This is a genomic window from Clostridium sp. (genome assembly GCF_050717535.1).
Lineage (GTDB): Bacteria > Bacillota > Clostridia > Clostridiales > Clostridiaceae > Clostridium_AD.
This window is the reverse complement of record NZ_JBOITM010000079.1, coordinates 57,746-82,721: the sequence shown is the minus strand read 5'-3', so window position 1 is coordinate 82,721 and position 24,976 is coordinate 57,746. Positions and strand designations below refer to the sequence as shown.

Below are 24,976 nucleotides of genomic sequence, written 5' to 3'. Positions count from 1 at the left end.
AGTTTCTATATCTGAGACATATTTATTAAAACATTAATTTCTATTGAACCGCCGTGTACCGAACGGTATGCATGGTGGTGTGAGAGGTCGCTAAATAAATTAATTATTTAGCTCCTACTCGATTGGACACCAACAATTACGAAATCTATATTTCTTTTCTCTTTTCATTTAGATATAGTAAATACATACAAGCTGAAGCTAATATACCAAAGCAAAATACAAGCAGCCATGCGGAGTTTATTTGCCTATTCCTAATAAATAAACCCATCATAAAGGGGCCCACCGCAAAGCCTGTACCAGTAATTAATGGTATAACTGCATTAAACCTACCTCTATGGGACATTGGAGTATGATTTGCAATATATACTCCTGAATTAGTGGCAGATAGTATTTCGCCAATTGTCCATATGATTGTAGAAATAATAAAGAAGGTAAATGTTTTTGCGAAAAATAACATTCCGAAACCTATAGAGAAAAATAAACCGGCTAGGGTAACATTAAATATTGGCCTGAATTTTCTTGTAAGGGCTGTTATAAGGGTGGTCATAGTTACTACTACTAGTCCATTAATAGCCATTATAGAGCCATAAAGCTTTGGGCCATCTATACTAAAAAGTTTTCTCATTTGCATTGGTGTAATGAATCCAAATTGAGAGTACATAAATGAAAAAATCATTGAAACTGTGGCAAAGGCTATAAGGTAAGGTCTTTTTAATAACACAAATATCATGCTACCTTCTTGAGCTCTTTCATTTTCATTATATAAATAAGTATTGGCTGTAGCATCTGACTTTGATATAGAGGGAAGTGTCTCTTCTACAAATACAGAAACTAGTATTAAGGATAATATAGTTGTAGCAGCATCGCCTAAAAATAAAATTTTCAAATGATTATTGTATAAAAACCCTGCAATTAGTGGTCCAAGGGAAAAACCTATATTAATTCCTAAATATAAAAGGGAGTATGCTGCTTTTCTATTTTCTGTATTTGTTAAATCAGTCATCATAGCACTGTTTGCCGGTTGAGCAGCTCCTCCAAAGAAGGATGATAGAATTAGAAGATAGGGTATTGTTAATGAGGTACCCATAAAGGCACAAGGTATAAGGCATAGCGCTGCTAAACCCTGAAAAATAATAATGATGCTCTTTCTGCCAATATGATCTGATAACTTTCCACCTATTATTGAACCAGGTATGGAAGAAAGTGCTGCCATCATTAAAAAGAGACCTACAGTTTCAGTGCCAAGACCTAAGTTGATAGTAAGAAATAGTGTTAGAAAGGGATGGACAAAACTACCCATACTATTAATAATTCTAGCAAAAAATACAACATAAATACTTCGAGGTAAGCCAGAATATGTTTTTAAAACATTTGAATTTTTCATTAGTTCCCCCTTACTTCATTTTAGATATAGTTTACTAAAATTCTGTAGAAATTTCCAGCTATATTGTGATTTAATTGCAAAATAAAAGGACCGCCTTTTGTTAAATAGAGTATTATAAATACCGAGTAGATAGTTTAAAATAACTATCTACTCGGTATATTTTTGTTTTACCTATAATTATTAAAACAATAATAAATTGTTAGTATAAATAGTTTAGATTAACACATGATAAAGGAAAGAAAGGTGGATAGAAAATGAAAGTTCAAGAAGTGATATTGGATGATAATAAAAAGAGATACTTATTGTTAAATAGTAAAGGAGCACCTATTATTTCAGTAGCCAAATACTTAAAGCACATAGATAATACGGGGAAGAGCTTTAATACTCAAAAGACATATAGCTACGCTCTTAAATTATATTTTCAATATTTAGAAGAGATTGATAAAGATTATAAAAATGTAAATATAAATAATTTATCAGATTTCGTTGGTTGGTTAAGAAATCCATATGAGAGTAGTAAGGTTCTTATATTAAAGGCAACTAAATCGAAGCGAACAGAAAAAACAGTAAACTTATACATTTCGGCTGTAACTAATTTCTATGATTATTTATTTAGGTCAGAAGAAATTGATAATGATGTGATTGATAAATTAATGAAACAAGTATATACAGGTGGTCATAGAGCATATAAGGATTTTTTATATCATGTAAATAAAGATAAACCTTCAAATAGAAACATATTGAAAATTAAGGAACCACGAAAAAAACTAAAAGTTATTAGTAAAGAAGAAGTTGAAAAAATATATAATGCAACGAGCAATATTAGAGATAAATTTTTAATAAGACTTCTATTTGAAACAGGTCTCCGAATCTGTGAAGTCTTATCACTCTACATTGAAGATTTTATATGTGATTATAATAGAGGTCATAAAATAAGGTTAGTTGATAGAGGCGAATTAGTTAATGGGGCTAAACTAAAAACTGGTGAAAGAGAGATACATATATCTCAGGAATTAATGAACTCGTTTGATGACTATGAGTATGAGATTTTAGACGAGTTAGAAATAGATACTAATTTTGTGTTTTTAAAATTAAAAGGTGAAAATAAAGGTAAGCCTATGAGTTATTTTGAAGTGAGTTCATTATTTAAGAGGCTTAAAGAGAAAACAGGCATAGATATACACCCTCACCTTTTTCGCCACGCTCATGCAACTATCTATTACAGACAAACAAAAGATATAAAACAAGTGCAGGAGAGATTAGGACATTCTCAAATACAAACAACAATAAATATGTATTTACACCCTTCGGATGAAGATATAAGGGCAGGGTGGGAAATAGCACAATCAGCTTTCAAAATTAGCACTATTGAAAATAGGGGGGATGCCTACAAATGATAAATGCATTAACCATACTTGGATACAATACAGTAACAGAATACCAACAAAAAATCGAAGAAGAACTATCAATTTATACAGAAAAGTTTATTAATGCTGATGGTTCAGTAAATTATAAGAAAGTTAGCACATCATATTTTATAGATAATGATAAATGGAATATGGATTTCTTTGATGGTATAGAGCAGTTTAAAAAGCAATGCCAAAGGTATAAGTACACAAACAAGAATATATATTTTAAATTTAACAATCCTAATATTAATACGGAAATTAAATTTATATTCTATCATAAGGTTTTTAATAATGAATGGTCTTTCGCTACTGCTTTTGTAAACAATACTATGTTTAAACAATTATCAAACTTTATAAATGAGAAGTATCCCACGCTAAATTCTATTTTAAATTTAGATAAAGATAAAGCCAATTTTGAATGGGTAGATTGGCTTGTAAATAATGGAACTAAAACAATATGCAATGCCATTTCTAAATGCAATGGTAAAGAATATTCACATAAAATGTGGATATCAAACTTATTAAACCAAGTTTATAAGGAGTTAGTAAGCCTTGCCGATACAAGAGAAGAGTGGCATAAAGACATTTGGGATGTAAGAAATCTCGAACAATATGGTATAGGTTTTAATAAATCAAAAACCCATTATTTTATAACTTTTACTTCAATAAAAAATAAGAACATTAGAAAAGAAGTTAAGAGATATTTTAAACAAAGATTGTTATGTAATAATAAATTCTCAACTGGAAATGCAGTGTTTGTTTTAAATTATTTGTGTGACTTTATAAACTACATATCACAATTAGAACCTACTTGGAATGATTTTAAGAATTTAGAAAGAAAACATATAGAAATGTATATTGAATGGTTGAATTCTTATACGAAAAATAATTTGAATCAAAAAAATGCAGATCCACTGGGATATAAACTAAAAGCTTTGAATTGTATTCTAAAATTCTTATCAGATATTCAAATAAGAGAATATGAAATTGCTCCTGTTAAAAATGTAAGAATACTTATTTACCCAGAAGATAAACCAACTATAAAGAAAAAGCCTTATGACCAAATAGACTATGTTCCAGATTATGTTTTAGAACAATTATTCAACAATATAAATAACCTTAATAACGAAATAGTTCCTGTAGTATGGGTAATGTATAAAACAGGGCTTCGTATATCTGATGTTTTAGGATTAAAACAAGATTGTTTAATTAAAATTAACAATAAGTTTTGGGTAGAAGCTGATATAGAAAAGACTTATGTTAAAGGTCACAGAATACCTATTGATGATGCACTTGCAGATATATTAGCATTTTTAATCCATACCTCAAAGCAAAACAGTAATCAAGATAATAACCCCCAATTTTTTATTTTTAATAGATATACAGGTATTAGAAAAGGTAGGCCTTACTCGCAAACATGGATACAAGATAATCTTAATGCTTTTGCTAGAAAATATAATATAACAGATGAACTAGGAAATCTCTATCACTTCAAAAACCATGCATTTAGGCATACTTATGCTATAAAAATGCTGAATGGTGGCGCTGACATATTAACTGTCCAAGAATTATTAGCTCATGCCTCACCAGAAATGACTATGAGATACGCAAAACTTCTTGATGATAATAAAAGAAAAGTATTTGATAATGTAATAAAGCAAGGAGTTTTTAGTTTTAATGTAGATGGCAAACTCAGTGAAGAAACAAATGGAGAGATACCTAAGGACATACTTGATATGCTTTGGGCAAATCATAAACTAAATGCTATAGACACTCCTTACGGTACTTGTTTTCAACGAAGTAAAGGTAAATGTACTTTTGCAAAACAACCTCCATGTTTAACTTGTAATGCAGGTAAGCCTTGTAAAGACTTGGGAGTAGGTAATTTTGAAGGTGATGTTAATAAATATGAGATTCATATTAACTCTACAAAGGCTCTTATAGAACAGGCTAAAAAATTTAATCGTAAATATATGGTAAAAGAAAATGAAGATCTTTTAAATATTTATGAAGAAATATTTAATACAATAAAAAATGGGAATACTGTATATGGTAGATTAGAAAGATTAATTTAGTGAGGTGATACATATGAGCGAATATGACCGTAAAAAGCACTTAGAACAACTTCATGCTGCAAGGAAGGCTAATACTCGCAAAAAAGTTGATGAGGCTATAAAACTACTTATAAGAATAAATAAGACTATAAATTTTAATAGTGTATCGCAGGAAGCAGGATTAACCAAAGCAACTTTATATAATAATGCTGATATTAGAGAAAGAATTGAAACTTTAAGAAATCAACAAGCTCAAGTACCCACTCCAGCTCAAGTTAAAAGAGGAATGGATGAAAATAATAAAGATGCAATAATTGCAAGTCTTAAAAGGAAGATTAAAAAACTTGGTGAAGAAAATAAGCAAATAAAAGAACAAGTTAAAATTAATTATGGAGAGATATATAAAAGCATATAATTGTCAGTAGATATGATATGTATATAAAGAAATAATGAAGGAATGAGGTGGATCTTTAATGAGTTTATATAGTTTCTTTATTAAAGATAAATTATGATTATTACAAAAAAATATATACAAAATTTAAGTAATAAATCATTCTTAAATATATCAGAGAACATGAAGAATATTATTCTTGAGAATCTTGGCAAAGAACCTGAACCTGATGAAGCTGGACATTACTATGAATACACAGATCAAGATATTGGTGAGCAAGTAAGAAAAATACTTGTAATTAATAAAGCATGAAAAATAAGACAAGAGCTCATATTATACATGTATAATATGGCTCTTGTCTTATTCCACAGTGTTTTTATCAATTAGGTATTGATAATGTGGAGCAATCCTTTTATTTTATTATAAAATTTATTATTTTTATTTATTTTCTAAGAAAAAAGCTAAATTTATCTTTATCATCAACTGAAATAGATATATTTCGTTTATGAAGTATATCGCCATTATTTTGAATTTGTCCATCACATATATTTGCATAGTCGGTTTTGCCATCCTCAATCCAACCCATAAATACATATGAATGAGAAGGCGTATCAGCCTTGTTAGGCATATGTGTGGTAAAGCAAATATCCCCTTTTTCTAATTTTGTAACGTCAGTATTTTTATTCCAACCAAGTGCAGTTAAATCAATTACCAACTGTTTAACAGTTGATGTGTCCTTTGGCACAGCAATGGCATTAGATCTCAAAACTTCTGACAAGACATATACAGTAGTACCAGTCTTGCTTCCGCCATTTAATTGGATTGCTTTTTTTAATGATGACAATCTGTTTGTTTTTATATTTAAGAATTCATAAACTTTCTGATGGGTTGCAATAGGTTTTGCAGTATTATCAATAGTGTCTTTTGTAACTATCTTAGTTGCAACTGCATCTGTTTTAGGTTTCATAAAAGGAGTGTTCATTAATATAGAAAATATAATTATAGCCACTACTACTATAAAAAGTCCTAAAACAATTAAATTATTTTTAAGTTCATTTTTGTCGGATAAATCATGCATTTCTTTTATGTACTTTCCACTTTCATCGGACCGTTTCAACTTAGAAAAAACATTATGCTCAGCATTAGAGTCTTGTTCTTTTGATTTTTTGATATTTGAATATAAATTATTAATAATTTCACTATTTTCTTCATTTGTATCTTTATTTATTTTTTTATCATCATTCATTTTTAACCTGCTTACAAATATAGGTAGGTATATTAAAAATTAACCTATATTTTGCAGCACCTCCCTTTGTTTTTATAAATTTAAGTGTAAATCACTATCCGTTTAGGGTAGCTGGCAGTTGACATTGGTATATTAAAGCTCTAATTTTAATAATTATAGATTTAAACTAAAAGACCATATATATATTTATATCACCCACTTTTTACACTATAAGTATAACATATGGTGAGGTGGTTGAGTAATATTAGTAGGAGTTTAAAGTAATTTAATATTTTGTGAAATATATTACATTTATTATAGCTAAAAATTTAATATAATTGTTGATTTTATTAAATTTTTAGCAGAAGATTTCAGTGGTTAACTCAATGTAAAATATATGGTGCTAATTTTAGTCAATATAATGATGTTATGAGGTACTAGCGTTTTTTTTAGTACAATACTGTAGTATAATATACTTATTAATTAATAAGTAGGTGATGAGTAATGACTGTAAAAATAGTAACTGATAGTACTTCATACATAAGTGAGGAACTAAGAGAAAGATTTGAGATTTCTATAGTTTCGCTAAGTGTTATTTTTGAGAATGAAGAGTTTAAAGAAATTCATATTAAGAATGAAAGTTTTTATGAAAAACTACATAGAAGCGAAGTTATTCCAACGTCATCACAACCAGCATTAGATGAAATGTATAATGTTTTAGAAGAGCACGTAAGAGATAATAATGAAGTGGTTGGTGTGTTTCTCTCATCAGATATGAGCGGCACCTATTCAAATGCGTGTCTTGCAAAAAATATGATCCTTGAAAATTATCCCAATGCATTAATCGAGATTAGAGACTCTAGATCAAATTGCATGCAATTGGGATTTGCAGCATTAACAGGTGCGAAAGCGGCTCAAATGGGGAAATCAATAAGTGAAGTAGTTTCTATAGTAGAAGATAATATAAAGAGAAGTAGATTCCTATTTATACCTGATACTTTAGAATATCTAAAAAAAGGTGGTAGAATAGGTGGTGCAAGTGCGCTTTTGGGTACTATTTTTCAAATTGTGCCTATTCTTACTGTAGTAGATGGAAAAACAGGATTGTTTAATAAAGTAAGGACTAAAAAACGTGCTATACAAACTATGATAGATAAATTTATTGAAGATACAACAAAACATGGACTAGGAGAGGTAATGATACATCACATAAATGATGTAGAGGGAGCATTAGCTTTTGCAAAAATAGTTGAGAAATGTATAGGTGAAAAAATAGATATAGCTCCAATAGGGCCTGTAATAGGAACTCATGTTGGACCGGGTGCATTGGGGATTGTGTATTATACGCAGACAGATTTATAATATCAATAATTACAGCTGTATTTTGAATATAAAGTACGGCTGTAATTATAACTTCATACCAAACTTGAATAAATTTGCAACAAAAAAATATATTTATGCATTGACAAATTGTAGAATGTAAACTAAACTAAGAAGAAATTATAAACTAAAACTAAAAGCGAAGTACACTTTTAAGTTAGTCCTGTGAGGCTAGAAAGGAGTATAGATGATTATGCCATGTTTTTTTTGTGTCGCAAATTCTGAATTTAATATTATTAAATATGATACAATTATCAATATTCAAAATAAAACTCAAAATGTGAGTTCTATTTTGTTAATAAATGCGATTATTATATTAAGAAGAATAATAAAGTGATTATTTAAATAATCTATTTGTTATTCTTTATTTTTTTATAAAAAAATATACTTTTATTTTGATTTAGGAGGCTTTATGATGAAGGGCAAGTTGATTTTAGAGAATGGAATAATATTTGAAGGCAATATATTTGGATACTTACAAGAAAGTGTGGGGGAAGTAGTTTTTAATACAGGCATGACTGGATATGAAGAAATTTTAACGGATCCGTCCTATTATGGACAAATAGTAACTATGACCTATCCGCTCATTGGAAATTACGGAATTAATTTAGAAGATGTAGAGTCAAGCTCGCCGAAGGTTAAAGGTTTTATTGTTAGAGAAAAATGTGATTCTCCTAGTAACTTTAGATGTGAGATGGATCTTGAGGGATATTTTAAGCAAAATAAAATAATAGGCCTTGAAGGCATAGATACAAGAGCATTAACTAAAATACTTAGAACTAATGGTACTATGAAAGGAATTATTGCTACAAAGAAATTATCACAAAGTGAAATAGAGCAAAAGTTTTCTACATTTAATAATGTGAATGCAGTGATGAAGGTTACTACAAAAGAGTGCCACACAATTTATGGTACTGGAAAACATGTAGCTGTTATAGACTTTGGAATAAAAGAAAATATATTGCGCTCATTTATCAAGAGAAATTGTAAAATAACAATATTTCCTGCGCATGCAACACCTAAGCAAATATTAAAGGTTAATCCAGATCTAATATTTTTATCAAATGGACCTGGGGATCCAGAAGATTTGCAAGAGATAATTGTGATGCTAAAAGAAATTATAGGTAAAAAACCTATAGTTGGAATTTGCCTAGGTCATCAGCTTTTAGCTTTAGCCCTTGGAGGTAAAACTAAAAAACTTAAATTTGGTCATAGAGGGTGTAATCACCCAGTTAAAGATATAAAAGAGAATAAAGTGTATATTACCTCACAAAACCATGGGTATTATGTAAGTGAACTTCCTAAAGATATGGAAATTACTCATGTAAGTGTAAATGATGGAACAATCGAAGGAATGGGACATAAGACTTTGCCTATATTTTCTGTGCAATTTCATCCGGAAGCTTGCCCAGGACCTAAGGATATAGATGTGATTTTTGATAAATTTCTTTCAGACAAAACGAAGGAGGGTTCATATGCCATTAGATAAAAGCATTAAAAAAGTATTAGTAATTGGATCAGGTCCAATAATAATAGGCCAGGCTGCTGAATTTGATTATTCTGGAACCCAAGCTTGCCAAGCATTAAAAGAAGAAGGAGTAGAGGTTGTACTTGTAAATAGTAATCCAGCCACAATAATGACAGATAAAGAAGTGGCAGGCATTGTATACATAGAGCCACTAACTTTAGAATTTCTAGGAAAAATTATTGACAAGGAAAGACCAGACAGCTTACTAGCAGGAATGGGCGGGCAAACGGCATTGAATTTAGCCGTGGAATTAGCTGATAACGGTATTTTAGATAAATACAATGTAAGAGTAATCGGAACCTCCATAGAAGCAATAAAAAAAGGTGAGGATAGGGAAATTTTTAGAAATCTTATGCAGGAGATTGACCAGCCGGTTGTAGAAAGTGAAATTGTTACAGACATGGAAGGCGGATTAAGATTTGCAGGCGAAATAGGATATCCTGTAATTGTAAGACCGGCCTATACACTAGGTGGGAGTGGTGGTGGAATTGCTGAGTCCGAGGAGGAACTAGTTGGAATCTTAGAACTTGGATTGCAATTAAGTTCTATAGGGCAGGTTCTTTTAGAAAAGAGCATAAAGGGTTGGAAAGAGATAGAATATGAAGTTATGAGAGATGCCCGTGCTAATTGTATCTGTGTATGCAACATGGAAAATATAGATCCAGTAGGAATACATACTGGGGATAGTATTGTGGTAGCACCAAGCCAGACTCTTTCGGATAAAGAATATCAAATGCTTAGAAGTGCATCTATAGATATTATAAACAATGTAGGTATAGAAGGTGGGTGTAATGTTCAACTTGCTCTTAATCCTAGAAGTTTTGAGTATGCAGTTATAGAAATTAATCCAAGAGTAAGTAGATCTTCTGCACTAGCTTCAAAGGCTACAGGCTATCCCATTGCGAAAGTAGCAGCAAAAATAGCACTAGGTTATGCACTAGATGAGATAAAAAATGCAGTAACACAAAAAACTTATGCTTGCTTTGAACCATCCCTAGATTATGTGGTAGTTAAAATTCCTAAATGGCCTTTTGATAAGTTTCAAGGAGCAAATAGAGTTTTAAGTACAAAGATGATGGCTACAGGTGAAATAATGTCAATTGGAAGCAATTTTGAGGCAGCTTTATTAAAAGGAATTCGCTCACTGGAAATCGGAAAGTATTCACTGCAATATGATGCTTTAGCACAAAAGAGTCTTCAGGAATTAAAGGAAAGAGTTATGGCCCCTGATGACGAGAGAATATTTTATTTAGCTGAAATGCTGAGACGTGAGTATATGGTGGAAAAGGTTTCAGAAATTACAGGTATAGATAAATTCTTTGTAAATAAAATCAAGTGGATAGTGGACGAAGAGGAAAAGATAAAAAATTCCACCCTAGGAGATATGAATAAAGATTGGTTACAATTATTAAAGAAAAAAGGATTTTCTGATAAAGGCATTGCAGATTTATTAGGGGTTGTGCCAAATGTAGTATACGAACTTAGAAATATATGGAACATTAAGCCTGTCTATAAAATGGTAGATACTTGCGCTGGCGAATTTGAAGCCTTATCACCTTATTATTACTCAACATATGATGAATATGATGAGGTGGAGGTAAGCAATAGACGGAAGGTTATGGTTATAGGCTCAGGTCCTATAAGAATAGGACAGGGAATCGAGTTTGATTATGCATCTGTTCAGAGCGTTATTGCTCTTAGAAAGCTAGGAATTGAGACTATTATAGTAAATAACAACCCGGAAACAGTAAGTACGGATTTTAATATTTCAGATAAATTATATTTTGAACCATTAACAGAGGAAGAAGTATTGAACATTGTTGAAAAAGAGCATCCAGATGGGGTTATACTTGAATTTGGAGGGCAAACCGCTATTAACCTTGCAGAGTTCTTAAAGGAAAAAAATATTCCTATATATGGAACTAAGCCTGAGCAAATAGATGCAGCTGAGGATAGAGAAAAATTTGATGCACTGCTAGAAAAATTAGACATTAATAGACCAAAAGGAAAAGCAGTTTGGGATTTAAAAGAAGGCTTAAAAGAGGCTAAAATCATAGGTTACCCAGTACTAGTTAGACCTTCCTATGTATTAGGTGGGCAAGGAATGGAAATAACTTATGGGGAAGAAGAACTTAAACATTATTTAGTTAATGCTTTTGAAAAGGATAAGAAAAATCCTGTTTTAATAGATAGATATTTATTGGGTAGAGAAATAGAAGTTGATGCTATTTGTGATGGCACCGAAATATTAATACCAGGTATTATGGAACATCTAGAAAGAGCAGGAGTTCACTCGGGAGATAGTATTACAATATATCCAAGTCAAAATATATCAGATGCTATAAAAGAAAAGATATTACAATATACTAAGAAAATAGCAATAGGACTAGAAGTAATAGGAATGATTAATATTCAGTTTATAGAATTTAAAAATGAATTATATATAATAGAGGTTAATCCAAGAGCTAGTCGTACGGTTCCATACATTAGTAAGGTTAGTAAAGTGCCAATAGTAGAGCTGGCAACTAGGGTAATGCTTGGAGAAAAATTAAAAGATTTAGGTTATGGTAGTGGAGTTTATAAAGAGTCTAAATTGGTTTCAGTAAAAGTTCCAGTGTTCTCAACTCAAAAACTACCAGAAGTTGAGGTGTGCCTAGGACCAGAAATGAGATCCACAGGAGAAGTTCTGGGAATAGGAAGGAACTTTGATGAAGCACTATATAAAGGTTTTGTTGCATCGGGAATGAAAATCAAAAGAGAAACAGGAGTTATCTTGGCAACCATAAATCCGCAGGATTATGAAGAGTTTTTGTATATAGCCAAGACTTTTAGTGAACTAGGTTATAAATTTATAGCAACAAAGGGTACGGCTAAGTTATTAAAAGAAAGTGGCATGGATGCCTTGGAGGTTAAAAAAATAACAGAAGGAATCCCCAATATAATTGATGTAATAAAGACAAGACAGGTTGATTTAGTAATAAATACACCTACTAAAGGAAATGATTCAAAAACAGATGGCTTTAGAATTAGAAGAACAGCTATAGAAAATAATGTTGGAATTATAACTTCCTTGGATACAGCAAGAGCCATAGTAGACCTTATGAAAAAGAACATTATGATCGCAGATTTAGAAGTGTTTAATATTGTAGAGTAGCGAAAAAAGTAGTCTGAAAAAACCACGTAACAGTTAAATTTCCATCGTTTACGTGGATTTTTTATTGCTAATAATGCATAATTATTATATAAAATGAATATATATTAATAAAAAGCATTGCATTATTATAAAAACGGGTATATAATAAATAAAAACAAGCTAGTTAAATCAATGATGAATATTAATTAACAACTAAACACCATGTAAATAAGAGAAATATTCAATATACATAAAAATGTATAAATATTCACAAACTAAAATATATTATAAATGGGGAGTGGTACAAATGAAAAAAATCATGTCAATTGTATTAACGGTTACTATGGCAGGTGTTTTACTTGCAGGCTGTGGTCAAAAAGAGGAAAAACTTAATTCTCTACAAGCGGTTCAAAAGGCAGGTAAATTAACAATGGGACTGGATGATTCTTATCCTCCAATGGAATTTAGAGATTCTAAAAACGAATTAGTGGGTTTTGATGTAGATTTAGGAAATGAAATAGGGAAAAAATTAGGAGTAACTACAGAGTATGTTACTACAGATTTCAATGGGATACTTTTAGCTCTTAACTCTTCAAGATTTAATGTTATACTTGCAGCTCTCAGTATTACGGATAAAAGGAAAGAAAGTATAGATTTCTCAGACAGTTATTTAATGGGTGGACAAGTTATTGCTATAAAGCAAGGGAATACATCCATAAAAAGTTTGAAAGATTTAGAGGGTAAAATAGTAGCTTGTCAGCTAGGCTCTACTGGGGATAGTGCAGCATCTGCAATAAAAGGATTAAAAGAAGTTAAAAAGTATGACAAAATTACAGAGGCTTTCCAAGAATTATCATCTGGGAGAGTAGATGCGGTAGTTATGGATGCTCAAGTTGGTGGATATTATGTGTCAAAAAAACCAGGTGAGTATGAAGTTCTACAGGATAGAATTAGTGAAGAACCAATAGGAATTGGATTTAAGAAAGAAGATAAAGAATTAAAAGAAGCTGTGCAAAAGGCACTTAATGAACTTAAATCAGATGGAACTCTTTCTAAGCTTTCACAAAAATGGTTCGGATTTGACGCATATAAGAAATAGATAGCTAGGAGGAACGACAATGGATATAAATATTTTAAAGGATATGTTCCCTGTGTTATTAAAAGCAAGTTTGATAACATTGGAATTAACACTTATATCAGTAGTTTTGGGAAGTTTAATAGGTATGTTTACAGCCATATTAAAGCTCTCGAAAAATAAGTTAATGGCTACTGTTGCAGGCTTTTACACCTGGCTCTTTAGAGGTACACCCATGCTGCTTCAATTATGGTTTTTCTATTTTGGATTGCCCTTTGTAGGAATTAAGTTTACAGCCTTTCAAGCAGCCATAATAGGACTTAGTTTAAATTCAGGGGCTTACATGGCAGAAATAATAAGAGGCGGAATACTTTCAGTAGATAAAGGGCAGTTTGAGGCTTGCAAGTCGCTGGGTTTCACCTATTTTGATACTATGAAAAGAGTAGTGTTACCTCAAACCTTTAAAATAATTATTCCATCTGTGGGCAATGAGTTTATAACAATGCTTAAGGACACCTCTTTAGTGGCTACTATAACTATGGTGGAAGTTATGAGGTCAGCGCAGCTTTTATATGCCTCAAGTTTTAGACCTATGGAAGCCTTCTTTATAGCAGGATGTTTATATCTTATAATGACAACAATTTTTACTACAGTGTTTTCATATTATGAAAAAAAACTGTCAGTATATTAGTAGAGGTGATATAGAATGTATATGATAGAAGCTAAAAATTTAACTAAAAGATTTGGTAGCCTAACGGTATTTGAAGATTTAGATGTATTTGTTAAAAAGGGAGAAGTTCTAGTTATAATAGGGCCTTCGGGTTCAGGAAAAAGTACATTTTTAAGATGTTTAAATCACCTCGAAGAGCCTAATGCAGGAGAGGTTTTTATTGAAGGAGAAAAGCTTGACTCTAAAAACAAAAAGCATATGAGAAATACCATTGAAAAAGTAGGAATGGTATTTCAAAACTTCAATTTATTTCATAATATGACAGTGCTACAAAATGTAATTGAGGCTCCAATTACTGTTAAGCATGAAAACAAAGAAGAAGTATTAAAGAGAGTAGAGGGAATTATTGATAAGGTAGGTTTAAAAGAAAAAGTGGATGATTACCCGTCAAAGTTATCGGGAGGGCAAAAGCAAAGAGTAGCAATAGCAAGGGCACTCGCTATGAGACCTGATATAATGCTATTTGATGAACCAACATCTTCATTAGATCCGGAACTTGTTGGAGAGGTTTTAGGAGCAATGAAGGACCTTGCAAAAGATGGTATGACTATGGTGGTTGTAACCCATGAAATGGGGTTTGCCAAGGAAGTGGCGGATAGAGTGATTTTTATGGATGGAGGAAAAATAGTAGAAGAGGGAACACCAGAAGATTTTTTTACTGCTCCTAAAGAGCAGCGTACTAAAGAGTTTTTAAATAAGATACTTTAGGGTTATGAAAATAAATAATCTTTTAAATATAAAACAAGCAAAATTGAGAGGAGATTTTAAAATGGAAAAAATAATTAAAGAAAAAGTGATTTTAGCATATTCAGGAGGACTCGATACTTCTATAATAATAACTTGGCTTAAGGAAAACTATGATGTTGATGTTATAGCAGCATGTATTAATGTAGGACAAGAGGACGATATGAAGGGAATTGAGAAAAAAGCTCTAAGTTCAGGAGCAGAAAAAATTTATATTGAGAATGTAACAGCTGAATTTATAAAAGATTACGTATTTAAAGGAGTTAAAGCAAATGCTATGTATGAAGGAACTTATTTATTAGGGACAGCCTTTGCAAGACCATTAATAGCTAAAAAACTTGTAGAGATTGCTCATAAAGAAGGAGCAAAATATATATGTCACGGATGTACTGGTAAGGGAAATGATCAAGTTAGATTTGAAGTTGGCATAGCAGCTATTGATCCTTCTATAAAGATTATTGCTCCTTGGAGAATTTGGGATATAAAATCAAGAGAAGATGCTATAGATTATGCTAATGAAAAGGGTATAGAAATAGCAGTAACTAAAGAAAAAATATACTCAATGGATCAAAACTTGTGGCATGTAAGTCATGAAGGTGGAGATATTGAAGATTTAAGTAATGAACATAAAAGAAATATGTATCTTATGGTTACACCTCCAGAAAAAGCTAAAGACGAAGCTACATATGTAGAAATATACTTTGAAAAGGGAATTGCTAAAAAAGTAGATGGAATAGAACTAGAGCCAATAGACATAGTTACTGTGTTAAATAAAATTGGTGGAGAAAATGGAATAGGTGTTATAGATATAGTAGAGAATAGACTTGTGGGAATGAAATCAAGAGGAATATATGAAACTCCTGGTGGTACTGTTCTTTATGCAGCACATAAAGAGTTAGAGGAAATAACTTTAGACAAAGATACATTGCACTTTAAATATACAATAGCACAAAAATACGGAGATTTAGTTTATAATGGACTTTGGTTTAGTACTATGAGAGAAGCTCTTGATGCATTTGTAGATAAGACGCAAGAAACAGTAACAGGAACTGTTAAATTAAAACTCTATAAGGGAAATATCATGTCGGCAGGTAAGCAGTCACCCTATGCTCTTTATGATGAGAGTATATCTTCTTTTGGTGCAAGTGATTTATATGACCATAAGGATGCAGAAGGATTTATAAACTTATTTTCATTGCCAAGCAAAATTAAAGCATACAAACATTTAAACAATATTTAAGGTGAAATACAAAAATTTATAGAAGGCTTAGCAGGTGATATATATGAAACTTTGGGGTGGAAGATTTATTGAAAAAGAAAGCAGGCTTATGGAGGACTTTAATAGTTCTCTTGGCTTTGATAAAAGATTATATTATGAAGACATAATGGGTAGTATAGCTCATGTTAAAATGCTTGCTAAATGTAGCATTTTAACAAATGAAGAGAGTGTAACCATAGTTAATGGTCTAAATTCTATTCTTTTAGATATTCAAGAAGGTAAATTAAAAATTGAAGGTGACTATGAAGATATTCATAGTTTTATGGAGATACAACTTACAAAGCTTGTAGGCGATGTAGGTAAAAAGCTTCATACAGCAAGAAGTAGAAATGATCAGGTTGCAGTTGATATGAGATTATATTCAAAACATAAAGCAGCGGAAGTTATTGATAATTTAGATACTATTTTGTGCACTATTGAAAAAGTAGGCATTGATAATGCTGTTATAATGCCAGGGTATACACATATGCAAAGAGCTCAGGTGGTAACCTTTAAGGAGCACATTATGGCATACTATAGTATGCTAAGTCGCGATAAAAAAAGGCTTCTAAGTGCTATAGAAAATATGGATGAAAATCCTCTTGGTTGTTGTGCATTAGCAGGAACAACCTATGACACAGATAGAGGTTTTACAACAAGTGAACTTGGGTTCAAAAAACCAGTAGATAATTTTATGGATGGAGTAAGTGATAGAGATTATTTATTAGAGCTTTTGTCCAATTTTTCTATAATAATGATGCACTTTAGTAGATTAAGTGAGGAATTAGTTTTATGGTCTACTAAAGAGTTTGATTTTATTGAAATTAGCGATGAATTTTCTACAGGTAGTAGTATAATGCCACAAAAGAGAAATCCAGATGCAGCAGAACTAATAAGAGGAAAAACTGGAAGAGTATATGGAAATTTAATGAGTCTTCTTACTACGATGAAAGGAATTCCCTTGGCCTATAATAAAGATATGCAGGAAGATAAGGAGCCTTTCTTTGATGCAGTGGATACAGTTTTAAAATGCATAAAGGTTATGAATAAAATGTTGGGTAGCTTAAAAATTAAAAGTGATAATATGCATAATGCAGTTAAAAGAGGCTTTTTAAATGCTACGGAAGCTGCAGATTATCTTGTAGGTAAGGGTATGGCATTTAGAGATGCACATGGGGTTATAGGTTCTATTGTGTTACATTGTGAACAAGAGCATACTGCTATAGAAGATTTGAACTTAGAAGAACTTAAGAGTTTTAGTGATTTATTTAATGGAGATGTATATGAATTTATTGATTATGAAAATACTTTAAGCAGAGGTATAAAAAAAGAAATGTGATGTCCACTTTAAGGTGGTAATATAACCTTTTTAGATAAAAGCACGTGGCTGGTACCCCCTTACCTGTTACGTGCTTTTTTATGTTTCAAAGTCCATGTGAAAGTCATTTTAATGATCTTTATTATTTAGAAGAATTACCCCTAAGGAATTCATGTTTTTTATAATTAATTTCCCAATTTTTAAGAAATTCACTTGCACAGATTTCACCAGAATTATATAAATTCATAATGTTTTTATAAGAAATATTGAAATCCGTGGTTTTAATATCTAAAGTATTAATTTTTACAGTACGTAGATAATCCATTTCTCTTATATGGATATCATCCTGAGCTTCTAACATGGTTTGAATAATTGAACTAGTGAAATTTAAGACATTAGTGATTTTATGTTCGCGTATTTCTTTGTTTCCTCCTAGTTTAAAACCAATAGTTGGCCATCTAGGGATTCCATTTACATCAAAAATCCACACTGGGTAATTGCTTAAAATAGCACCATCAACAATTAAAGATTTTTTATTAGTATTTACATCCATCAAATTTACTGGTTGAAAAAAATAGGGAATAGACATGCTCATTCTTATTGCCAAACTTACTTCCAGGTCATCTGGGTTTATACCATATTCTGCGATGTCTTCTGGAAGTATTAACATCTTTCCTCGGCTAATATCAGTGGCGATAATATGCAGTTTGTATTTTCTTTTATACTTGTTATTATTTAAAAGAATTCCCACTTCCTCTGGAATAATTAAATCTCCAAAGGTTACTTTTTTTTTGCCTTTAATCAAAAGTTTATTTGAAAGAACTTCATCAATCCAGTTTTTGAAATAATCTCCATTAAAAATTCCTTTCTTGAAAATCATATTGTAAAAATTAGAGAATACAGGTATATTAAAAGAATTTTTACCGGCAATTTTCTTGAAGTCTAGTTGTAACATTAGTTTTTTTATTTCTTCAGCTGAGCAGCCTACGGCAACAAGGGTAGCAACAATGGAGCCAGCTGATGTTCCTGAAATGTTTTTCCAATGATAATCATTATTTTCAAATGTTTTTAAGGCACCTACAAGGCCAATACCTTTAACTCCACCACCTTCAAACACCGCATCTGCAAATTTTGCATTATTAAGAATATCCATATAGACCACCTCTTATAAGTAATATATGATTAATAAAAACAAATGTTATATATTATATAAATAAACTTAATTTACACATTTTTTATAAAATGAATATAATAGAATATAATATTTTTTAATAGGTGAATAGTATGAAAACCTTAGAAGATTACACCCCTAATGAATTAGCTACTTTAGCAGCAATAATAGGAATTATAATTGCATCAAAATATAATGTTAATCAGCAGAATGTAGTGGGCAATTTTTTAGAAGGGGTGGGACAGATTTTGTTATTAAGTGCAGCTCAGGCTCAATATATTCAAACACCTGCAGAAAATTCAAGTACAGATAATGAAAATAGTAATTCTAATTGTAACAATGCTGATTTACAAAAACAAATAGACGAACTTAAAGAACTTATTAAAAACTTTGAAGATAGTAGGAAATAAATAAAACAAACAAGTCAAAAATTAAGTTGTTTGTTTTATTTTCATGAGTTATTAAAGGTAAGTAATTAATAGTACTGAAAAAAATATAACACTTTTTTTACCAGTGTTACCATGAAAGTAATCTTATAAAAGATATTAAACATGTGTACTATATTAGTACAAGAATAATCAAATGAATTTTAAGGAGATATAAGTTTGTCATACAGAAATTTAGTGTCAGAAGCAAAAGCAGGATTAAATAAATTTAAAATGGAAACTGCAAATTAGTTAGGAGTAAGCTTTACAGACTATAATGGTGACTTAACATTAAGACAATGTGGTTCAGTTGGTGGAGAAATGGTTAAGAAAATGGTAGAATAATACGAAAGAAATTTATAATTTTAGGCAAAATAGGGTCTGCAGCAAAAGCCGCATAACCTATCTTTTTTTTGAATTAAATTATTTGTAAACACACAGGATTTGAATATATAATAGTTAATCAATCATCTATTTGGTAAACTAATTTGACTTATGCTGCAAAAGAGGATATAATAAATCTTGTAGTGTTAATCAGGCTCCTTGGTCAAGAGGTTAAGACACCACCCTCTCACGGTGGAATCAGGGGTTCAATTCCCCTAGGAGTCACCATTTAATTTTATTTTTCATTGGGGTGTAGCCAAGTGGTAAGGCACTAGACTCTGACTCTGGCATCCGCAGGTTCGAATCCTTCCACCCCAGCCAAATATTTTCAGGCAAATATAAAATAGTAAAATATCACTATGATTAATATAGATAATCCCAGCATAAATTTTATTTATGCTGGGATTATTTTTTTTATATGCAATTTATTTTAAGGTATAAATGGGCCAGATTTCAGTTGAGTATTTCCAGCTTGTTGAAGTTTCAAAAAAAATAATGATTTTATTACTTATGTAAAGAATTTATGTACATTTAAAAGTATTAGTTAGACAGTTATAGCTAATACTATAATTAAACTTTGAATCCTTTTACTTCAGAGAACGATAAGGAGGAAGATATATGATAACAGGAATAGTAAAGTGGTATGATACTGAAAGAGGATATGGATTTATATCTGCTCAAGAGGGCGAAGATGTATTTGTTCATCATTTAGCAATAAAAGAGCAAGGACCTCAAAAGGATTTACATGAAGGTGAAGAAGTGCAATTTGATGTAGTAGATGCACCTAAAGGGCTACAAGCTATAAATGTTCAAAAGATGTAGAGGTGATTTTTAGGACAATAGCATAGTAGAAATTATAATGTTTTGGCACACTCATTTAATCTTTTGAGTGTGTTTTTGTAGTTAGGAATAGTATATAATAGTAACGAATGCTAATAATCATAAGATACAAGGACTAGAAAAATTCGTGGGGTGAAACTTTTGATGGATATTAATGAAGAGGTTATACGGGAATATAGTAATAGTGATTCTTATAAAACAGGGGCAGAGTATTATTTAAGTAATAAGGTTACACACATTGATATAGAAATAAAAAAGCAAGAAAACTACGAGGAAACTATGATAACTTCAAATGTTGAGTCGTCTAGTTTGACACAGTATAAAGTAAATGCAAGTTTTAATAATATTGCTCCGTTTATAATTTATCATTGTGAATGTAATGCATATTATAGCTATTTTGGTAAGACAAGCATGTGTAAACATGTAGTGGCCACATTATTAAAGTATTTCCATGAAAAAGAACAAATTATTAAAAAACAAAGGATGGATAAAACAAATAGCTTAATAAAACAAATAACCAAAAATATAAGCAGCAATTCAATAGCAAAACAATATTTAAATATAGACCTAAAGTATTATTATGATTGTAATAGTAATAACAGAAAAGTTTGTGTGGAGCTAAGAATTGGGGAGGATAAGCTTTATGTAGTTAAAAACATAAAAGAATTTTTCGCCTGTTACAATAAGGGCTCTGAAACCATGGAATTCGGTAAAAATTTTACTTATAACCCATATATACACTTATTTAAAGAAGAAGATTTAAAAATCATTGAGTTGTTTAATGAAGCTAGTGAACTTGAGGTGGCTGCAACTGAGAATGGAAATATACGCAGTGTAGTAAGATTCTTATCTGGTAAAAGAGCTTATTTTACAGAGAGCATGGTTAAAAGACTATTTAAATGTTTAGGCAATAGGGTTATAACCGCTGTAATAAAAGACCAAGTATTTACTAATGTACATGTAATACAGGAGTCTATGCCACTAGAATTCGAAATTAATGGAGAAAATGATAAATTTGTACTAAAGCAAAAGCAGCATATGCCTAATGCATTATGCAATGATGGTGAATTTTTCTTTTATATAGATAAAATATATGAAATACCTAAAGAGCAAAGGAATGCATATTTACCACTATACACTAGATTTAAAGAAGAAAATAATAATTACATAGAATTTTATGAAGAAGAGAAAGCGAATGTAGCATCATTTTTACTTCCTACTTTAAAAAAGATAAGTGATAGAGTTACCGTAGACGCATCACTAGAAAGTGAATTTTATAATGAAGAGTTGAAGGCAATTGTTTATTTTGAAAAAAGCGATGATAATGTAGAGGCGATTATTACTTTTAAGTATGGAGATATGGAATTAAACCCCTTTAACATTAGTGAAAACAAATCACAAGAGGGAAGGGTACTTATAAGAGACATAGAGAAGGAAATGAAAATTATAAATTTATTTAATCAATTTGGATTTGTTAAAACAAATACAGGGTTTGAAGTTAAAGATGAAGCTTTGCTACTAGAGTTTTTAGTTGCAGGGCTTGAAAAACTTAAGAAAGTGGCAGAGGTATATTATTCAGAAGAATTCAAGAAAATTAAGGTTCATGGAAGTTCTGGATATAAGTCAAGTGTAAAATTAAACAAGGAAAACCTTTTAGAATTTAACTTTAGTATTGAGGGGGTAGATAATATAGAGCTTAGCAATATTTTTAAAGCCTTAAGAGAAAAAAGAAAATATTATAGGCTTAAAAATGGTAGCTTTGTATTATTGGATTCAAATAAATTAGTTAATGTTGCAGGAATGATAGATTATCTAAATATAAAGGATAGAGATATTTCAAAGAATAAGATTTTACTATCTAAATATAATGCCATATATATAGAAGAAAAATTAAGGCGAGAACAGATGGATTTTGTAGCTACAAATAATAAATTTAAGGAGCTTATAAATAATGTAAAAGATTTAGGGGCAATCAAAGCGGAGGTGCCTAAAACGTTAGAAGGTACAATGAGAGTTTATCAAAAAGCTGGATTTATTTGGTTGAAAACTCTTGCCAGGTGTGGATTTGGAGGGATATTAGCAGATGAAATGGGACTTGGTAAGACGTTGCAAGCCATAGCTTTTATCCAATCAGAAGTTGAAGAAAATGAGAACAAACAACCATCACTAGTAGTATGTCCTACTTCACTTGTATACAATTGGAAGGAAGAAATAGAAAAATTTGCACCATCAATAAATTGTATTGTAATATCAGGGAATAAAAGCCAGAGGGAAGAGCAAAAGCAAAACATTGAGGCTGCGGATGTAGTTATTACTTCTTATGCACTTATAAGGCGCGATATTGATGACTATGAGAAAATAGTTTTTAGATATTGTTTTTTAGATGAAGCGCAGCAAATTAAGAATTTTAATTCGTTAAATGCACATTCTGTAAAAAATATAAATGCCATAGGTAAATTTGCAATTACAGGGACTCCTATTGAAAATTCTCTCACTGAGCTTTGGTCAATTTTTGACTTTATAATGCCAGGGTATCTTTTAAAACACAGTGCTTTTTCTAAAAGATACGAAATCCCAATTGTTAAGGATGGTAGTCATAAGGCTCTTGAAGAACTAAACAATCATGTAAAGCCATTTATACTCAGGCGTACTAAACTCGAGGTGGCAAAAGAATTGCCAGCTAAAATAGAACATAGAATTTCAGTAGAAATGACGGAGGATCAGAAAAAATTATATATGGCTTATTTAAAGGATGCAAAAGGAGAATTAGAAGGTGATATAAAAGAAAAAGGATATAACAAAAGTAAATTTAAAATACTATCAATTTTAACAAGGTTAAGACAGATATGTTGTGACCCTTCTACTTTCATAGATAATTATGTTGGAGGTAGTGGTAAAATGGAAGCTCTAGATGAAATCCTGGAAAATAGCTTAGAACAGGGACATAGAATATTAATATTTTCTCAGTTTACTAAAGTACTAAAAAACATTTCTAAGAGGCTAGAAGATAAAGAAATAAAGTATATGTATTTAGATGGTTCAACTAAGGCAGAAAAAAGAATAGAAATGGTTAAAACTTTCAATGAAGGAGATACAGAGGTATTCTTAATTTCGCTAAAAGCAGGTGGTATGGGTATAAATCTTACAGGGGCGGATATGGTGATACATTTTGACCCTTGGTGGAACCCAGCTGTTGAAGCTCAAGCTACGGATAGAGCACATAGAATTGGACAAAAGAAAACAGTAGAAGTGATAAAATTAATAGCAAGAGGAACTATAGAAGAAAAAATATTCAAATTACAACAAAAGAAAAGTGAAATTATTGAGAGCGTTATTAATAATGAAACAGGAGCAGAATTATTTCTATCTCAGATGAGCCAAAATGAAATACAAGCTTTATTTGTTTAAATAAAGTTTAAGTAATGATTTTTTATTAAAATTCTGTCCATGGATTAATTCTACCCATGGGCAGTTTTTTGCTTAAAATTTTACAGTTTGACCGATATCAATAATTTTTATGCTTCCATCATTTATTCTTTTTAGTGTATCACAGGTAACCTCATCATCATCTTGAGCTAAAATATAGGTTTTATAATGAATTGGAATCATAAATTTAGATTTTGTCATCTTAAACATTTTGAAACTTTGCTCGGGAGAGCAATGCATCTCTATAAACTCATCGGGCTTATAACACCCTACAGGCATAATAGCAATATCTGCCATGAAATCTTTGTATATATCAGTATAAGCAGTGTCACCTGCAAAAAAAATTTTCTTTACAGTGTTTTCAATTATATAGGAATTACTATCAACTTTAGTGCCCCAAGGATATCTTCTGCCATCATGATTTGCTTTTAAAGCTTTTATTTTTACGTAATTATCACTGTATATTTCCCCTGCCTTTAGAAGAATTACTTTCTTGAATCCTAAAATTTTTAAAGGAAACTTTAAATTTTGAGGAGCAATAACTATGGCACTTTTATTCAGTTTAATTAGAGTAGTGTAATTCATATGATCCATATGGCCATGAGACAGCACTATATAATCAATATTAAGGGAAGCTAAGTTTAAAGATGGTCTAATTAATCTTTTTAGTTGACCAAGGTTTATACTGGTTACAGGGTCAGTTACTATGATTTTTCCATTTAAATTAATAACTACAGTGGCATGACCCACCCAATGGATAGAATTTTTTACTACGGGCTCGGAATATGGAGTAAGAATATGTTTAAAGTACAACTTAAAGTTTCTACGATGCAATTGATACATATATCCAACGATTTTAGTAAGTTTAATAAAGCTCATTTTATACCTCTTAACTTTGACTGTTTTGTTACAGTATAATTCAAATTTTTTTAAAAAAATGTCTAAGAGAATTATACCACAACATGCTAAAGTTATACTGACTATAAACATGAAGAGTTAAATAATAAATAGATTTTAAAAAAGCACTATGCTGTAATTAAACAGAATAGCGCTTTTAAATTTGCTATAGAGACATTATTGGACATTGAGGAAAAGAAAACT

Annotated in this window: 19 protein-coding genes, 2 tRNA genes and 1 pseudogene; 18 read left to right on the top strand and 4 right to left on the bottom strand. The window is 30.8% G+C overall.

The window, feature by feature from the left end; all coding sequences use genetic code 11:
• Positions 1 to 145 precede the first annotated feature (145 nt).
• Positions 146 to 1,384, bottom strand: coding sequence for an MDR family MFS transporter (locus ACREVU_RS16090; RefSeq protein WP_431552617.1), 1,239 nt, complete (start codon positions 1,382 to 1,384; stop codon positions 146 to 148).
• Positions 1,385 to 1,638: 254 nt separating this feature from the next.
• Here ACREVU_RS16090 and ACREVU_RS16085 point away from each other — a divergent pair, with 254 nt between their 5' ends.
• From ACREVU_RS16085 to ACREVU_RS16070, 4 genes are all read left to right on the top strand, one after another.
• On the top strand, positions 1,639 to 2,781 hold the full coding sequence (locus ACREVU_RS16085; protein ID WP_431552616.1) for a tyrosine-type recombinase/integrase: 1,143 nt from the start codon (positions 1,639 to 1,641) through the stop codon (positions 2,779 to 2,781).
• Positions 2,778 to 4,868: a tyrosine-type recombinase/integrase gene (locus tag ACREVU_RS16080; protein ID WP_431552615.1), complete on the top strand. Its 2,091-nt coding sequence runs from the start codon at positions 2,778 to 2,780 to the stop codon at positions 4,866 to 4,868. The genes ACREVU_RS16085 and ACREVU_RS16080 overlap by 4 nt, the downstream gene beginning before the upstream one ends.
• Positions 4,869 to 4,881: 13 nt before the next feature.
• Positions 4,882 to 5,262 (top strand): DUF6262 family protein, encoded by a 381-nt coding sequence (locus ACREVU_RS16075; protein WP_216162919.1) that lies wholly within the window; start codon positions 4,882 to 4,884, stop codon positions 5,260 to 5,262.
• Positions 5,263 to 5,355: 93 nt separating this feature from the next.
• On the top strand, positions 5,356 to 5,550 hold the full coding sequence (locus ACREVU_RS16070) for a hypothetical protein (protein ID WP_216162921.1): 195 nt from the start codon (positions 5,356 to 5,358) through the stop codon (positions 5,548 to 5,550).
• A 130-nt stretch (positions 5,551 to 5,680) separates the two neighbouring features.
• On the opposite strand, the gene ACREVU_RS16065 is transcribed toward ACREVU_RS16070, so the two are convergent.
• The gene (locus ACREVU_RS16065; RefSeq protein ID WP_431552614.1) at positions 5,681 to 6,484 is read right to left on the bottom strand and encodes a hypothetical protein; all 804 of its coding nucleotides are present in this window, start codon (positions 6,482 to 6,484) and stop codon (positions 5,681 to 5,683) included.
• 483 nt (positions 6,485 to 6,967) lie between these two features.
• On the opposite strand from ACREVU_RS16065, the gene ACREVU_RS16060 reads away from it, so the two are divergent.
• The 8 genes from ACREVU_RS16060 to argH all read left to right on the top strand — a co-directional run bounded on the left by ACREVU_RS16060 (position 6,968) and on the right by argH (position 17,650).
• Complete coding sequence (locus tag ACREVU_RS16060) at positions 6,968 to 7,825, top strand: DegV family protein (protein ID WP_431552613.1); 858 nt, start codon at positions 6,968 to 6,970, stop codon at positions 7,823 to 7,825.
• 433 nt (positions 7,826 to 8,258) lie between these two features.
• Positions 8,259 to 9,332, top strand: a complete 1,074-nt coding sequence (locus ACREVU_RS16055) for a carbamoyl phosphate synthase small subunit (RefSeq protein ID WP_431552620.1) — start codon at positions 8,259 to 8,261, stop codon at positions 9,330 to 9,332.
• The gene (gene carB, locus ACREVU_RS16050) at positions 9,319 to 12,525 is read left to right on the top strand and encodes a carbamoyl-phosphate synthase large subunit (RefSeq protein WP_431552612.1); all 3,207 of its coding nucleotides are present in this window, start codon (positions 9,319 to 9,321) and stop codon (positions 12,523 to 12,525) included. Before ACREVU_RS16055 ends, carB begins: the two co-directional genes overlap by 14 nt.
• Before the next feature lie 286 nt (positions 12,526 to 12,811).
• Entirely contained in the window at positions 12,812 to 13,603 is a 792-nt protein-coding gene (locus tag ACREVU_RS16045; RefSeq protein ID WP_431552611.1) for an ABC transporter substrate-binding protein, read from the top strand.
• Between the two features lie 19 nt (positions 13,604 to 13,622).
• On the top strand, positions 13,623 to 14,270 hold the full coding sequence (locus ACREVU_RS16040; protein ID WP_431552610.1) for an amino acid ABC transporter permease: 648 nt from the start codon (positions 13,623 to 13,625) through the stop codon (positions 14,268 to 14,270).
• A 15-nt stretch (positions 14,271 to 14,285) separates the two neighbouring features.
• Positions 14,286 to 15,017, top strand: a complete 732-nt coding sequence (locus ACREVU_RS16035) for an amino acid ABC transporter ATP-binding protein (RefSeq protein WP_431552609.1) — start codon at positions 14,286 to 14,288, stop codon at positions 15,015 to 15,017.
• Between the two features lie 73 nt (positions 15,018 to 15,090).
• Positions 15,091 to 16,293, top strand: a complete 1,203-nt coding sequence (locus tag ACREVU_RS16030; protein ID WP_431552619.1) for an argininosuccinate synthase — start codon at positions 15,091 to 15,093, stop codon at positions 16,291 to 16,293.
• Between the two features lie 43 nt (positions 16,294 to 16,336).
• Positions 16,337 to 17,650 carry an argininosuccinate lyase gene (argH, locus tag ACREVU_RS16025; RefSeq protein ID WP_431552608.1) on the top strand — a complete coding sequence of 438 codons (1,314 nt, stop codon included), beginning with the start codon at positions 16,337 to 16,339 and terminating at the stop codon, positions 17,648 to 17,650.
• A 121-nt stretch (positions 17,651 to 17,771) separates the two neighbouring features.
• Here the strand turns inward: argH and ACREVU_RS16020 are convergent, their stop codons facing one another.
• Positions 17,772 to 18,782 carry a patatin-like phospholipase family protein gene (locus ACREVU_RS16020; RefSeq protein WP_431552607.1) on the bottom strand — a complete coding sequence of 337 codons (1,011 nt, stop codon included), beginning with the start codon at positions 18,780 to 18,782 and terminating at the stop codon, positions 17,772 to 17,774.
• Positions 18,783 to 18,913: 131 nt separating this feature from the next.
• On the opposite strand from ACREVU_RS16020, the gene ACREVU_RS16015 reads away from it, so the two are divergent.
• From ACREVU_RS16015 to ACREVU_RS15990, 6 genes and pseudogenes are all read left to right on the top strand, one after another.
• Positions 18,914 to 19,210 carry a hypothetical protein gene (locus ACREVU_RS16015; RefSeq protein WP_431552606.1) on the top strand — a complete coding sequence of 99 codons (297 nt, stop codon included), beginning with the start codon at positions 18,914 to 18,916 and terminating at the stop codon, positions 19,208 to 19,210.
• Positions 19,211 to 19,405: 195 nt separating this feature from the next.
• Positions 19,406 to 19,570: pseudogene (locus tag ACREVU_RS16010) on the top strand (alpha/beta-type small acid-soluble spore protein).
• Positions 19,571 to 19,762: 192 nt separating this feature from the next.
• Positions 19,763 to 19,837, top strand: a tRNA-Glu gene (locus ACREVU_RS16005).
• Between the two features lie 18 nt (positions 19,838 to 19,855).
• Positions 19,856 to 19,930 (top strand) — tRNA-Gln (locus ACREVU_RS16000).
• 297 nt (positions 19,931 to 20,227) lie between these two features.
• Positions 20,228 to 20,431 carry a cold-shock protein gene (locus ACREVU_RS15995; protein ID WP_431552605.1) on the top strand — a complete coding sequence of 68 codons (204 nt, stop codon included), beginning with the start codon at positions 20,228 to 20,230 and terminating at the stop codon, positions 20,429 to 20,431.
• Between the two features lie 162 nt (positions 20,432 to 20,593).
• Positions 20,594 to 23,857, top strand: coding sequence for an SNF2 helicase associated domain-containing protein (locus ACREVU_RS15990; protein WP_431552604.1), 3,264 nt, complete (start codon positions 20,594 to 20,596; stop codon positions 23,855 to 23,857).
• A 72-nt stretch (positions 23,858 to 23,929) separates the two neighbouring features.
• On the opposite strand, the gene ACREVU_RS15985 is transcribed toward ACREVU_RS15990, so the two are convergent.
• The gene (locus tag ACREVU_RS15985) at positions 23,930 to 24,754 is read right to left on the bottom strand and encodes an MBL fold metallo-hydrolase (RefSeq protein WP_431552603.1); all 825 of its coding nucleotides are present in this window, start codon (positions 24,752 to 24,754) and stop codon (positions 23,930 to 23,932) included.
• Positions 24,755 to 24,976 lie beyond the last annotated feature (222 nt).